The organism is Bradyrhizobium sp. WCU1, assembly GCF_053474805.1.
This window is the reverse complement of record NZ_CM130280.1, coordinates 4,233,612-4,247,226: the sequence shown is the minus strand read 5'-3', so window position 1 is coordinate 4,247,226 and position 13,615 is coordinate 4,233,612. Positions and strand designations below refer to the sequence as shown.

General features: G+C 65.0%; 14 protein-coding genes. 5 read left to right on the top strand and 9 right to left on the bottom strand.

Annotated elements, in window-relative coordinates:
• Positions 1-96 precede the first annotated feature (96 nt).
• The 5 genes from ACTUWL_RS19685 to ACTUWL_RS19665 all read right to left on the bottom strand — a co-directional run bounded on the left by ACTUWL_RS19685 (position 97) and on the right by ACTUWL_RS19665 (position 3,644).
• Entirely contained in the window at positions 97-324 is a 228-nt protein-coding gene (locus ACTUWL_RS19685) for a SelT/SelW/SelH family protein (RefSeq protein ID WP_021076564.1), read from the bottom strand.
• A gap of 19 nt (positions 325-343) precedes the next feature.
• Complete coding sequence (locus ACTUWL_RS19680) at positions 344-1,255, bottom strand: haloalkane dehalogenase (protein WP_021076565.1); 912 nt, start codon at positions 1,253-1,255, stop codon at positions 344-346.
• A complete protein-coding gene (locus tag ACTUWL_RS19675; RefSeq protein WP_035649908.1) occupies positions 1,252-1,842 on the bottom strand; it encodes a TetR/AcrR family transcriptional regulator in 591 nt (196 codons plus the stop codon). The genes ACTUWL_RS19680 and ACTUWL_RS19675 overlap by 4 nt, the downstream gene beginning before the upstream one ends.
• 108 nt (positions 1,843-1,950) lie before the next feature.
• Positions 1,951-2,247, bottom strand: coding sequence for a hypothetical protein (locus ACTUWL_RS19670; protein WP_021076567.1), 297 nt, complete (start codon positions 2,245-2,247; stop codon positions 1,951-1,953).
• A gap of 2 nt (positions 2,248-2,249) precedes the next feature.
• A complete protein-coding gene (locus ACTUWL_RS19665) occupies positions 2,250-3,644 on the bottom strand; it encodes an OmpA family protein (RefSeq protein ID WP_021076568.1) in 1,395 nt (464 codons plus the stop codon).
• A 169-nt stretch (positions 3,645-3,813) separates the two neighbouring features.
• On the opposite strand from ACTUWL_RS19665, the gene ACTUWL_RS19660 reads away from it, so the two are divergent.
• The 4 genes from ACTUWL_RS19660 to ACTUWL_RS19645 all read left to right on the top strand — a co-directional run bounded on the left by ACTUWL_RS19660 (position 3,814) and on the right by ACTUWL_RS19645 (position 6,596).
• Positions 3,814-4,872 (top strand): polysaccharide deacetylase family protein, encoded by a 1,059-nt coding sequence (locus tag ACTUWL_RS19660; RefSeq protein ID WP_035649876.1) that lies wholly within the window; start codon positions 3,814-3,816, stop codon positions 4,870-4,872.
• A 93-nt stretch (positions 4,873-4,965) separates the two neighbouring features.
• On the top strand, positions 4,966-5,766 hold the full coding sequence (locus ACTUWL_RS19655) for an SDR family NAD(P)-dependent oxidoreductase (RefSeq protein ID WP_021076570.1): 801 nt from the start codon (positions 4,966-4,968) through the stop codon (positions 5,764-5,766).
• Between the two features lie 228 nt (positions 5,767-5,994).
• Positions 5,995-6,303, top strand: a complete 309-nt coding sequence (locus tag ACTUWL_RS19650) for a type II toxin-antitoxin system RelB/DinJ family antitoxin (protein ID WP_021076571.1) — start codon at positions 5,995-5,997, stop codon at positions 6,301-6,303.
• Positions 6,300-6,596 carry a type II toxin-antitoxin system RelE/ParE family toxin gene (locus tag ACTUWL_RS19645; RefSeq protein ID WP_021076572.1) on the top strand — a complete coding sequence of 99 codons (297 nt, stop codon included), beginning with the start codon at positions 6,300-6,302 and terminating at the stop codon, positions 6,594-6,596. Before ACTUWL_RS19650 ends, ACTUWL_RS19645 begins: the two co-directional genes overlap by 4 nt.
• A gap of 102 nt (positions 6,597-6,698) precedes the next feature.
• Here the strand turns inward: ACTUWL_RS19645 and boxB are convergent, their stop codons facing one another.
• The 4 genes from boxB to ACTUWL_RS19625 all read right to left on the bottom strand — a co-directional run bounded on the left by boxB (position 6,699) and on the right by ACTUWL_RS19625 (position 12,506).
• On the bottom strand, positions 6,699-8,150 hold the full coding sequence (boxB, locus tag ACTUWL_RS19640; RefSeq protein ID WP_021076573.1) for a benzoyl-CoA 2,3-epoxidase subunit BoxB: 1,452 nt from the start codon (positions 8,148-8,150) through the stop codon (positions 6,699-6,701).
• A gap of 12 nt (positions 8,151-8,162) precedes the next feature.
• Positions 8,163-9,851 carry a 2,3-epoxybenzoyl-CoA dihydrolase gene (gene boxC / locus ACTUWL_RS19635; protein ID WP_021076574.1) on the bottom strand — a complete coding sequence of 563 codons (1,689 nt, stop codon included), beginning with the start codon at positions 9,849-9,851 and terminating at the stop codon, positions 8,163-8,165.
• A 162-nt stretch (positions 9,852-10,013) separates the two neighbouring features.
• Complete coding sequence (locus tag ACTUWL_RS19630; protein WP_021076575.1) at positions 10,014-10,823, bottom strand: alpha/beta fold hydrolase; 810 nt, start codon at positions 10,821-10,823, stop codon at positions 10,014-10,016.
• Between the two features lie 150 nt (positions 10,824-10,973).
• Positions 10,974-12,506 (bottom strand): benzoate-CoA ligase family protein, encoded by a 1,533-nt coding sequence (locus tag ACTUWL_RS19625; protein ID WP_021076576.1) that lies wholly within the window; start codon positions 12,504-12,506, stop codon positions 10,974-10,976.
• Positions 12,507-12,682: 176 nt separating this feature from the next.
• On the opposite strand from ACTUWL_RS19625, the gene ACTUWL_RS19620 reads away from it, so the two are divergent.
• The gene (locus ACTUWL_RS19620; RefSeq protein WP_021076577.1) at positions 12,683-13,591 is read left to right on the top strand and encodes a helix-turn-helix transcriptional regulator; all 909 of its coding nucleotides are present in this window, start codon (positions 12,683-12,685) and stop codon (positions 13,589-13,591) included.
• Positions 13,592-13,615: the final 24 nt, after the last annotated feature.

The following is a 13,615-nucleotide window of genomic DNA, read 5'->3' as shown; positions in this document are numbered from 1 at the left end:
GAAACTACGGAGAGTGACGCGCCGCGCGGCAGCCGATCAACGAAAATCGCCGCCGCAATGATCATTACGACGGCGAGGCGGCAAGTCCGTGCTTCGTTATGCCCGCGCGGTAGTCACTGCGGCGACGATTTCTTCGGCATCGGGGAAATGTCCCTTCACGCGCCTGGCGATCACTTTGCCGTCAAGCTTGACCTCGAAGACGCCGCCCTTGCCGGGCACCAGCTCCGCATCGAGGCCAAGGCGTTCGCGCAGCAGCGTGGCCGCCTCCCTGGCGCGCATCTCGTAGCCGCAGGGACGGCAATAGGTGATCGAGAGATCGGTCATGGCATATCCTCCCGGTCGCTCATGCTGCGGCAAGATGTTGCGCGCTCGCGGCCTCGATGCCGGCGATCCAACCGGCAACCGAGCGACCGATCGCTTCCGGATGATCCTCCTGTAGATAATGCGCGCCGGCGCCGAGCTGGATGACCGCGCAATGCTTCAGCCGCGCCGCGAAATCCGCTGCAAAGGCCGGCGACACCAACGCGCCGGGCGAGCCGGTGAACAACAGCTTCGGATAGGTCGATGCCGCAAGCGCCACGTGCGCCGTGGTCAGCGCCTGATAGACATCATCAGGCTCGCCTGCGATCGGCAGCTCGCGCGGCAGCATCAACGTCGGCCTGCGGCTCTCGCGCGTCGCGAACGGCGCGCGGTAGGCTTCCATCTCCTCGTCGCTGAGCGTGCGCAGGATCGAGCCGGGCAGCACGCGCTCGACGAATGCGTTGTTGTCGAGGACCATCGCCTCGCCGACGCCCGGCGTGCGGAATTTGCGGAACGTCTCCCTGGCGGCCTCGTGCTGGTGGAAGTCGGACCAGTCCCGCATCGGACGGATGAACTCCATGAAAGCGAGGCCGCGCACCAATTGCGGACGGCGCGCCGCAAGGTGGAAGGCGAGCGCGGTGCCCCAATCCTGGGCGACGAGATAGGCCGAGGTGATGCCGAGTTCGTCGATCAGCGCGTCGAGATAGTCAGTCTGGTCGAAGAAGCGGTAGGCGATATCGGGCTTGCCGGACTGGCCGTAGCCGATCAGATCGGGCGCGATGCAGTGCCCGACCGGCGCCACCAGCGGCATGATGTTGCGCCAGATGTAGGACGATGTCGGATTGCCGTGCAGGAACAGCACGTGCGGCGCGTCGCCGCGCCCGGTTTCGCGATAGGCCATCGTGGAGGCGAGCACGGGCCGGTGATGCAGGCTGATCTCGTCGGATAGCGTCATGGCAACTCCTTGAACACGGTTTGGAATGCGATCGTCTTGAAACGTTCGAGCGCGGCCGCGCTGCGTTCGACCTTCATGCGCAGCATGGCGCCCTGCCAGGATGCGAGCAGGAAATCGGCCAGTTCATCGGCATCGAAGTCGGACGCGATCTCGCGCGCGGCCTGGGCTTCCGCGATGCAGGCAGCAAACGGCGCGCGCCATTCCCGAAAGATCTCGTCGAGTTGCTCGCGCAGCATCTCGCTCGAGCCCGACGCCTCGAGGCTGAAATCGCCGATCAGGCAGCCGCGGGTGAAGCCGTCATGGGCAAGCTTGCCGGTGATGAGATCAAGATAGCGCCGCAGCCTGTCGCGCGGCGGCAGCGAGGTGTCGCTGAGGGCTTCCGCGACGAGGCCGCGCACATAGAGGAAGTAGCGGTCGAGCACTTCGGATGCGAACAGCTCCTTGGAGCGGAAATGGTTGGTGAACGAGCCCTGCGGCGCGCCGGCGGCCGCGGTGACGTCGCGCACGCTGGTGCCGTGATAGCCGGTCCGGAACATTTCCTTCAGGCCGGCGTCAAGGATGGCATCGCGGAGAGAGGGCTTTGGCATGGACGCCATTTAATACGTACGTACGTATTGTTGTCAAGCACAAAGATGGATGCGGCGTGCGCCCCGCTTGGCGACACCGCTCAGGCGCGATGGATCAAGGGTTTGGGGTCAGCTCGCGGGCTTGCTGCGCGAGACCACCCAGTCGCGCAACCAGGAGCCGATCGCGCAGCCGACGAGGTAGAGCGCGAACATCATCAGGAAGAGATCGAGCCAATAGCCGAAGCGGCCGGGCACGACCCGCGCGAACGATGCCGCCACCAGCGCGGCGGCGAGCAGCGCGAGCCAGCGCATCCAGAGCTTCGAGACGCCCTGCGCCCGATGCACTACCGCGATCCAGCCCATGCAGAAGCCGAGCAGCGCAGCGCCGAGCAGCCAACCCCAGACGAATGTCGCGAGCACGGTCATCGCTACTTCACCACGAATTCGATGCGGCGGTTCTGCGCCTTGCCATCTTCACTCTCGTTGCCGGCGAGCGGTTGCGTGCTGCCATAGCCGATCGGCGTGAAGCGGTTGGCCGGCAGTCCGGCGCGCACCAGGTAATCCACCACGGCCTGTGCACGGCGTTCCGACAGCGCCTGGTTGGCCGCCTCCTCGCCGTCGCTGTCGGTGTGGCCGGCAACCTCTATCGTCGCGTTGGGGCAGCGCATCGCGGTCTCGATCAGGCGGTCGAGCAGGCCGGCCGAGTCAGGAACGATGTCGGCCTTGCCCGACTCGAAGCGGATCTTTCCCTTCGACAGGGTCTCGGAAAACAGCTGCTGGCACACGGTGGGATCGACCGGCGCCGCCGCCGGCTTGACCGTGACCTCGGCCTTGTACTGCCAGCCCTGCGGAAAATCCTTGCCGAGCCCTTCGCGGATCTGGCCCGCTGCGGCGTCGTAGAGCGCATCGCCCGACAGCTTCACCTCGCGATCCGACACCACGAGCGTTCCGGTCGACAGCCGCGACAGCGCACCGAGTGCGGGCACCACCGCAGCCGCAAACCCTGACGGCGCGCCAATGCTGGCCTTGAGATTGTCGACCACCTTCTCGCTGAAGAACTTGCGGCCGGCGGCGGCGACCAGCGCGGCATGCACGTTGTTGTCGGGCACGTAGCCGGTCAGCGTCAGCGTCACCGCGACCGGATCCTTGTAGGCCTGGAACACATAGGGCGGCGCCTTGATGTCATTGGCCGCGATCGAATAGCCGTCCGGCAGGTTCCTCAGCGCCGCCGCGATCGCTTCGCGTCCGCCGAGCTCGCGCGCCATGCCGGCAAGCGCGACCTTGTTGTCGGTCAGCGTGATCTTGCCTTCCTTCAGCTTGCCGATCTGGTCGAGCAGCAACAGCGCCGCCGGATCGAATCGCTGTGGCGCGCCGCGGGCGAGCGCCATCTGATCGACCACCTCGACACCGCCGAGACCGGCCTTCGCGGCCTCCGTCAGCTTGCTCTTGCTCGACGGCAGCGGCGCATTGCCGCCAAGCGTGACGCGCACCACGTCGCGTTCCGCCGACCACACATAGGGCTTGGCCTCGGGAACAAGGCGGGTCTCGTCGTTGACCAGCCGCACGCCCGGCACGGCTTCGACCGATGCCACCGCGCTGAGGCGGCCGTCTTCGGAGAAGGCATTGGCCGCAAACGTGACGTCGCGGCCATCGACGCTGATGCGGCGCTTGTCGAGGACGGTGTCCTTCAACGCGGCATTCGAGCGCGCGGCAAGATCGGCTTCAACTGTCGCCGTTGAGGTCCAGGCAGCGATACCCCACAGGACGACCAGCGGAATCACCCCCGGCCACCACTTGCTACTCCACTTGAAAAGTCCGTGCATTCAGCGTCCTGCGGGTCGGGAACCAGAGAGAAAACAAACCCTTGGCTGACTGTCAAACCCCAAATCCGGAACCAAGGCGGGGCACCATGTCGGATATCGGGATAACAGTTTCTTCAGTGGTCTTTCGCTAAGTTTGCGGCGGAATGCAAATCGGCCGGCCCGTGCCCTCATGAAACAACTCCGCAACACCGTGATCCGAGCCGGGATGGAGGCGTTGTATTTTTCGGGTGCGCATATCCTGCTGCGGCCGATTTTCGCGGGCGTCGGCGCCATCTTCATGCTGCATCATGTCCGCCCGCGGCGTGCCGACGCGTTCCAGCCCAACCATCATCTCGAGGTCACGCCGGACTTCCTGCGCGCGATGCTGACGCATCTGCGCGCGCTCGACGTCGACGTCGTCAGCATGGATGAGGCGCATCGCCGCCTCACCGAACGGAATTTCGCGCGGCGCTTCGCCTGCTTCACCTGCGACGACGGCTATCGCGACAACCGCGATTTCGCGCTGCCTGTCATGCGCCAGTTCGGCGCGCCGTTCACGGTGTTTGTCGCGAGCGATTTCGCCGAGGGCTGCGGCAAATTGTGGTGGATCGCACTGGAGCGGGTGATCGCGGCGGCATCGGCGATCGAGGTGCCGATCGACGGCGCGATGACCCGGCTCGACACCGCGACGCCGCAGGCCAAGCGGGCCGCGTTCGGCCGCATGCATGACTGGCTGCGCTCGCTGCCGGGCGAGACGGAGATGCAGGACGCGATCTCGGCGCTGTGCGCCCGCCACGGCGTCGACGAGGCGGGCATCGCGCGCGAGCTCTGCATGTCCTGGGACGAGCTGCGCGGCTTTGCCGCCGATCCGCTGGTCACGATCGGCGCCCACACCATCAGCCATTGCAACCTCGCCAAGCAGAGCGAGACCATCGCATCGTTCGAGCTTGCGACCAGCCGGGCGCGGATCGAGGAAGCATTGCAGCGGCAAGTCGCACATCTCGCCTATCCCTATGGCGACCGGATCGCCGCCGGGCCGCGCGAATTCGCGCTCGCCAAATCGATCGGCTTCCGGACCGCGGTGACGACCCGGCCGGGCATGCTGTTTCCCGAAAGCGCCGACCATCTGACCGCCTTGCAGCGGGTCTCGCTGAACGGCAATTACCAGGACGCGCGGCTGTTGCCGGTGCTCACCTCGGGCGCTGCCACCGCGGTATGGAATGGTTTTCGCCGGATCGATGCGGCGTAGAGCCTGCACATGTAGCCCGGCTACAGACGCTCTCCTTCCTTGACTCGATCCCCGGCCGCGCCCAGAACCACTGGCAACGCAATGGAGGAACGCATGTTCAAGGATCTGTTTTCACTGAAGGGCCGCGTCGCGCTGGTGACCGGAGGATCGCGCGGCATCGGCAAGATGATAGCGGCCGGCTTCCTGGCGCAGGGCGCCGCCAGGGTCTACATCACCGCGCGCAAGGCAGGTCCCTGCGAGGCCACCGCCCAGGAGCTCACAGCCGCCTATGACGGCGAATGCATCGCGCTGCCGATCGATATCTCGACGGTCGAAGGCTGCGACAAGCTCGCCGGCGAGATCATCAAGCGCGAGCCGAAGCTCGACATCCTGGTCAACAATGCCGGCGCGGCCTGGGGCGCGGACTTCGACGAATTCCCGGAGAGCGGCTGGGACAAGGTGATGAACCTCAACGTCAAGTCGATCTTCTTCCTGACCAAGGCGCTGGCCAAGCCGCTGCGCGCGGCAGCGACGCACGACAAGCCCGGCAAGGTGATCAACATCGCCTCGATCGACGGCATCTTCGTCAACCCGATGGAGACCTACTCGTATGCCGCGAGCAAAGCCGCGGTGATCCACCTGACGCGCCGGATGGCAACGCGGCTGATCAAGGACAACATCAACGTCACCGCGATCGCGCCGGGCGCCTTCAAGTCGGACATGAACCGCGCCGCGCGCGACCATGCCGACGAGGTCGCGCAGCGCGTCCCGTCGCGGCGGGTCGGCAGCGACGAGGATATGGCGGGCACCGCGATCTATCTCGCCTCCCGCGCCGGCGACTATGTGGTCGGCAACACCATCGCGGTCGATGGCGGCGTGGTCTACGCGACCGCCGGACTGGAGATCGCGGGGTAGCAGCCGCGGCTCTCACAAGCATCAGGCATTCCCGCGCCGGTCAGCGGGACGGTGATAAGGGGCGCCTCGCTGGTAGCGTGGCGCCCTTCTTTGATCATGCGGGGCAATGGACCCGCCGAGAGGCGGGGCCGAATTAGCCGCCGTGCTCAGCTCTGGCCACAGGTTGTGACACCTCTGGCATTTGTCATTCAAATGCATTACATTGACTGCAAACAAGGAGGGGGCGCTATGGCGTCGAATGCCCTGATCCAAACCCGCATTGATGCGGGCGTAAAGGAAAAGGCCACTGCGGTTCTAGAGAACATGGGCCTCACGGTGTCCGACGCCGTGCGGATCCTGCTGACGCGGACGGCCAATGAAGGCATGCTTCCACTGGAACTCGTAAGCAGCAGCCACGCTTACGACGGCTGGTTTCGCGAGAAGGTGCGCCAGGCCCTGGCGGATACCCGGCCCAGCCTCGATGATTCCGAAGTTGAAACGCATTTCGCGCAACGTCGTGCCGCCGCGCTTCGAAAAGCGGCGGAGCGCAAGCGGTGAAACTCGTCTGGTCGCGCTTCGCATTGTCCGATCGCGACGATATTTTCAGTTACATCGAAGCCGAGAACCCACTTGCCGCGGTTCATGTTGACGAGCGGATTGCCGATGCCGCGCGGCGCCTGCTCGACTTTCCTGACAGTGGTCGGTCCGGGCGCGTCGCAGGCACGCGCGAGCTGGTCATCCCGCGCACACCTTATGTCGCGGCGTACCTTGTCGACAGTGAGACTGTTCGCATCTTGCGCGTGCTCCACGGCGCGCAGATGTGGCCCGACGAACTTGCAAATGACGATTGAGGCCGGCTTCATACCGGCATCTGGCCGAAAAAGAAAAGGGGCGAGCCAGGACCTTGTTCGGCTCACCCCTTTCCGCCCCTCCGGGAGGAGAGGAGCTGAAGATCAGCTCTCGATCCTCACATACTCGAAATCGCCCGGCTTGTTGTCGATGCCGACCTTGGGCGCCGAGATCCAGGAGGCGAACTCGCCGGGTTCGGTGACCGGCTTCATCAGCGAGGCGATGAAGTCGCCGTCCGCGGCCGACGGCAGCCAGTCGTTCTTGCGGCTCGCCCAGGTCGCGTCGTCGATCAGGAGGCCATCGGGCGTCGCATGGACGTCCTTGAACTCGCCGATCTGGCGGTGGAAGGCGGTGTTCGGCACCTGGAGCTTGTAGTCGATGCCCGCGGTCGAGATCACCTTGTTCCAGCGCAGCATGCCCTTGACGCAATCCTGCGTGTAATCGTCGCGCAGCCGCATGTTGAGCGCGGTCAGCGCCGGCTCGTCGACCATCTTGATCTGGCCGTCCACCATCTTCATGACCGGATAGGTCGAGTTCTTGAGCTGGTGGTCGTCCTCGATCGTGGTTTCCTTGTAGCGCCCCTTGATGCCGGCATTGAAGGCGTTGGCCGCGTTGGTCGACACTTCGGAGCCGAACAGATCGAGCGACAGCGAATAGTGCAGGTTCAGCTTCTTCTGGATGGTCGGCAGGTCGATGACGCCGAGCGCGCGGATCCTGGCGATGTCGTTCGGATCGGTGATGCCGGCTTCGTTCATCGCATCGCAGGTGCGCTGCACGACCCGGGTGATGCCGGTCTCTCCGACGAACATGTGGTGAGCTTCCTCGGTCAGCATGAAGCGGCAGGTGCGCGACAGCGGATCGAAGCCCGACTGTGCCAGCGAATGCAGCTGCATCTTGCCGTCGCGGTCGGTGAAGTAGGTGAACATAAAGAACGACAGCCAGTCCGGTGTCGCCTCGTTGAAGGCGCCGAGCATGCGCGGTGAATCCGCATCGCCCGAGCGGCGGCGGAGCAAATCATCCGCTTCCTCACGGCCGTCGCGACCGAAATACTTCTGCAGCAGGTAGACCATCGCCCAGAGATGGCGGCCTTCCTCGACATTGACCTGGAACAGATTGCGCATATCGTAGAGCGAGGGCGCGGTCTTGCCGAGATGGCGCTGCTGCTCGACCGAGGCCGGCTCGGTGTCGCCCTGGATCACGATCAGGCGGCGCAGCATCGCGCGATGCTCACCGGGGACTTCCTGCCAGGCCGGCTTGCCGTAATCTTCGCCGAACGGAATGACGCGGTTTTCCTCCTGGGGAGCAAGCAGAATGCCCCAGCGATATTCGGGCATCCGCACGTAGTCGAACTTGGCCCAGCCGCGCGGATCGACCGAATAGGCGGTACGCAGATAGACCAGCGACTCCTGGAAGCCGTCCGGGCCCATGTCCTTCCACCAGTCCATGTAGCCGGGATGCCAGCCTTCCAGCGCCTTCAGCACCTGGCGGTCTTCGGCGAGATTCACATTGTTCGGAATCTTGGTCGAGTAATCGACGTTCATGATGTTCATGTTCATGGCCGTGCTCCCTTAAACTCGCGTCATGTCGAATTGCGCCTTCTGGCCGGTGCCGTAGCGGCGCAGCGCGCCGTCTTCGCCGACTGCGTTGGGCCGCTGGAAGATCCAGTTCTGCCACGCGGTGAGGCGCGAGAAGATCTTCGATTCCATGGTCTCGGGACCGACGAAGCGCAGATTGGCTTCCATGCCGGTGAGGCCGTCGGGCGAGAACGAGGTGCGTTCCTCGAAGAACACGCGGACCTCGTCATCCCAATCGATATCGTCGAGCGCGAAGGTGACGAGGCCGAGCTCCTCGGCCTCCTCGGCGTCGAGCGCCTTGCCGATCGCGGCCTGCGCGCGCTCCAGGTCCATTGGGTCGGCCTGGAAGCGCGATTGCAAGCGCGTCAGGCCGTGGCTCATCGGATAGGGCCCGAAATTCATCGCGGTCAGCTCGATCGCCGGCGGCGGACGGTTGTCGCCCTGCTTCTGGCCGATCAGCATGTAGGAGCGGTCGGCGGCGAACACGAGCTCGGCGAGCGTACCGACGAAGCAGGAGCCGGGCTCTACCAGCGTCACCAGCGTGCGCGAGGTGACGTCGATGCGCTTGAGCACGCGCTTCCAGTAATGCCTGATCTCGTTGACCAGCCAATGCGCCTTGTTGGCCTCCAGGAACGCGTCATGGGACACGACGTTGGCGCGGTCGCCATGGCTCTTGAACACCAGCATCGCGATACCGAGCTCATTGATGCGCAGATGCAGGATCGCGTCGTCGAGCTCGCGGGCGACCTGCAGCGGCCAGAACGCAGCGCCCTGCCCGACCATGCCGTCGATGTCGGCGGGAGCCGCAGCCTCCGGCGCCTTGATCGAGATGGTGGCGATGCGCGCGGCGCGATCGATGTCGACGCTGACGAAGCCGTAGAGGATCGCGCTGTCGTCGATGGTGCGCTCCAACGGCGTCAGCGCTAGGCCCTTGCCCGCTCCGTTGCGCTTCGACTTCGCGGCGAATTCCTTGACGCGCTCGGCGAGCTTGCCCTCGAGCTTGGAGTTCGGCGCGATCTCGTCGACCAGCCGCCATTGCACCGCGCGCTTGCCCTTGATGCCTTCCTCGATGGTGCAGAAGAAATCGGCGTGGTCGCGGCGCACCTTGCGCTTGTCGACGACGCGGGTGAGGCCGCCGGTGCCCGGCAGCACCGCGAGCAGCGGCACTTCCGGCAGCGCGACCGCGGCGGCGCCGTCGTCGGCCATCATGATGTGATCGGTCGCGAGCGCCAGCTCATAGCCGCCGCCGGCTGCGGTGCCGTTGACGACGGTGATGAAGCTCTGGCCGGAATTCTCGCTGGAATCTTCCAGGCCGTTGCGGGTCTCGTTGGTGAACTTGCAGAAGTTGACCTTGTGGGCGTGGGTCGAGCCCGCCAGCATGCGGATGTTGGCACCGGCGCAGAACACGCGGTTCTTGCCCGAGCGCATCACCACGACCTTGACCTCGGGATGCTCGAAGCGCAGTCGCTGCACGGCATCCGCCAGCTCGATGTCGACACCGAGATCGTAGGAATTGAGCTTGAGCTGATAGCCCTCGAACAGGCCGGCGTTCTCGTCGACGTCCATGGTCAGCGTCGCGACGTCGCCCGCGACGTCGAGCTTCCAGTGCCGGTAGCGCGACGGCTCGGTCTGGAAGTCGATGTACTTCGCCCCGCCTGCAAGGACGCGATCGTCACCAGCCATGGGCCACCCTTACCTGTTGTTCGTTGCGATGGTTCGTCTTGCCTTCATGCACAATAATGCATGTTTTTGACCTAGTCCAGTTCAAACCGCAAAAACATGCATTTTGTTTCATGTTTGGGAAAATCACTTGCTGGGCCAATGGCCTAACACCGGCAGGAAATGTCAGGCCGCCAGCGCCGGGTCGTCGCGCAGCGCCGCCTTGGCGAATTCGGTGACCGCGTCCAGCGTCACCGCCGGCGCCTCGCGATGCGGCGAGTGACCGGCACCTGCGATCGCTGTGACATCGACCGGGCAGTAGCACTCGGCCTCGGCGATCTCGACCTGGCGCATCGTGCCGTATTGATCGTCCGCACCCTGCACGATCAGCACGGGCACGCGGATATAGGCGAGATAGTCGGAGATATCCCAATCGCGGAATGCCGGATCGAGCCAGGCGCCGTTCCAGCCGTAGAAGGCGTTGTCGACATCCTTGTGCCAGCGCGCCAGCTTCTCCTTCAGATTGGTGGTCTCGTATGCGGTCTTGATCTCGGCGATCGACTTGACCGAGATGTCCTCGACGATGAAGTGCGGCGCGAGCAGCGCGAGGCCTTGCAGGCGATGATCCTGGTGCGCGCCGGCATAGATCGCCGCGATCGACGCACCGTCGGAATGTCCGAGCAGCAGGCCACGTTGGAAGCCGATCCGATTCAGCAGCTGCGGCAGCACGTCGAGCGCCTCGCGATGCATGTAGTCGACCGGGCGCGGCAGCTTCGCCGGCGACGACGCGCCATAACCCGCGCGCGAATAGGCGAACACGCCGGCGCCGGTCGCAGCTCGCAGCTTCTCGGGGAAGTCGCCCCACAGGCCGACGCAGCCGAGGCCTTCATGCAGCATCACGATGGTCGGCGCTGACTCGGGTGACGGACCGATCATGCGGTATTCGAGATCGGCGCCGTCGATGGTGAGGAAGCCTGATGGATTCAAGTTTGTCATGATGGGGCCTTCCTCAATCGTCGTCCCGGCGAAGGCCGGGACCCATAACCACAGGCTTCAGTTGTTGCGCAAAAGCCGTCGAACTGCATCTCTCAAAACAATCGCCGCGGCGTATGGGTCCCGGCCGTCGCCGGGATGACATGTGGAGAGTTATTGCGCACCGTCGCGCAACTTGAACCGCTGGATCTTCCCCGTCGCGGTCTTCGGCAGGTTGTCGACCACGTCGATCCAGCGCGGATATTTCCACGGGCCGATCTTCTGCTTGACGTGCTCCTTCAGCGCCTCGTGCAAGCCTTCGGCCGAGCTCTCGGGCCGCAGCACCACATAGGCCTTCGGCTTGAGCAGACCTTCCGGATCGGCTTCCGGCACGACGGCGGCTTCCAGCACCGCGGGATGGGTGATCAGCGCGCTCTCGACCTCGAACGGCGAGACCCAGATGCCTGACACCTTGAACATGTCGTCGGCGCGGCCGCAGAAAGTGTAACGGCCATCGGCATCACGCGTGTATTTGTCGCCGGTGCGGGTCCACGCGCCCTCGAAAGTGGCGCGGCTCTTGGCGCGTTGGTTCCAGTAGCTCTCGCCGGCCGAGGGCGCATCGACCAGCAATTCGCCGACCTCGCCATCGGCGACGTCGGCGCCGGCCTCGTTGACCAGCCGCACCTTGTAGCCGGGCACCGGACGGCCGGACGAGCCGTATTTGATGTCGCCGGGCGCGTTCGACAGGAAGATGTGCAGCAGCTCGGTCGAGCCGACGCCGTCGAGGATGTCGACGCCGAACCGCGCGCGCCAGGCATTGCCGACCGATTCCGGCAGCGCCTCGCCGGCCGAGGTGCAGACGCGCAGGCGATCGCCGCCGCTTTGCGTCTTGGTCGCCTCGTCGTTCAGCATCGCCGCGAACAAGGTCGGCACGCCGAAGAAGATGCTGGGGTGATATTTGTTCATCAGCGCGAACATCACAGCCGGTGTCGGCCGCTCCGAATTCAACACGGTGGTGGCGCCGACCGACATCGGGAAGGTCAGCGCATTGCCGAGCCCATAGGCGAAGAACAGCTTTGCCGCCGACAGGCCGACATCGTCCTCGCGGATGCCGAGCACCTGCTTTGCGTAGGTTTCCGCGGTCGCGGCGAGATTGGAATGCAGATGGCGCACGCCCTTCGGCATGCCGGTCGAGCCCGACGAATAGAGCCAGAACGCCGGCTCGTCGGCGTGGGTCGGTGCGGTCGCGAACACGTCGCTCTCGCGCGCGATCTCGTCGGAGAGCTTGGCGTGGCCGTGCGCGTCCTTGCCGGAGACCACGACATGCGCGAGGTCGGGCATGCGCGCGACGATGTCCTTCACGACCGGTAGCAGCGCCTCCGACACGAACAGCACGCGCGCGCGGCAGTCGCCGAGGATGTAGGCGTATTGCTCCGCGGTCAGCAGCGTGTTGAGCGGCACCGGCACCACGCCGGCGCGGATCGCGCCCAGGAACACGATCGGGAAATCGACCGTGTCCAGCATGATCATGGCGACCCGCTCTTCGCGGCGGACGCCGAGCCGGCGCAGCATGTTGCCGACCCGCCGGGTCTGCTGCTGCAACTGGCCGTAGGTGATTTGCGAGGCCGTGTCGTCGAACACGACCTTGTCGCCGCGACCCTCATCGACGTTGCGGTCGAGCAGCCAGGAGACTGCGTTATAAGTCATGCCCCGCTCCCCGGACCTTGCTTGGGACCCAGACGCGCCACGCTTCCCTCTCCTGTGAATTTAAGAATTATAATTCATACAAGGCCACCAGCTCGGCTTGCTGTCAATCTTTATCGGCATTATGTTTCCTAGACTAACGGCCTGATTCAGCCAGGACCGCGCGTCGCACAGGGATCATGACCGCAGCCAACGATCCGGAAACCGACTTCCTCGAACAGCTCGGCCAGCGGGTGCGCACCACGCGCGGCCTGGCCGGCATGTCGCGCAAGGTGCTCGCAAAAGTCTCCGGCATTTCCGAACGCTACATCGCCCAGCTGGAGAGCGGCAAAGGCAATGTCTCGATCGTGCTGCTGCGCCGTGTCGCAGGCGCGATGGGCGCGCATCTCGAGGACCTGATCCCCTCGAGCGAGCCGGTGCCCGATTGGGCGGTGATCCGAGATCTCCTGCGCAAGGCGTCGCCGAGCCAGATCGCGCAGGCCAAGGACATGCTCGCCGGCAGCAGCCCGCTGGCGCCACGCCGCGCCTCTTTCTCCGGCATCGCGCTGATCGGCCTGCGCGGCGCCGGCAAGACCACGCTCGGGCGGATGCTGGCGAAGAAGATCGGCTGGAGCTTTGTCGAGCTCAACAAGGAGATCGAGGCGCAGAACGGGCTCTCGGTCGCCGAGATCATCGCGCTGTACGGCCAGGAAGGCTTTCGCCGCATGGAGCAGGCCGCGCTGACGCAGCTGCTCGCGCGCAAGGAGTTGATGGTGCTGGCGACCGGCGGCGGCATCGTCTCGGAGGCGCTGACCTTCGATTTGATCCTGTCGTCGTTCTACACGATCTGGCTGAAGGCCGAGCCGGAAGAGCACATGGCCCGCGTCCGCCGCCAGGGCGATCTGCGCCCGATGGCCGACGACCGCTCGGCGATGGCCGAGCTGCGCAATATTTTGGTCAGCCGCGAGCCGCTCTATGCCCGCGCGTCGGCAGTGGTGGACACCGCCGGGCTATCGGTCGATGCAGCCGCGGCGCGGCTGATCGATTCCGTTCGGCCGGTGCTGCAGAACGAGGCGCGCTCGTTCGGGCTGCGCAGCGTGGCGCTGTAGCTCGGATGAGCTGATAAACCGGCG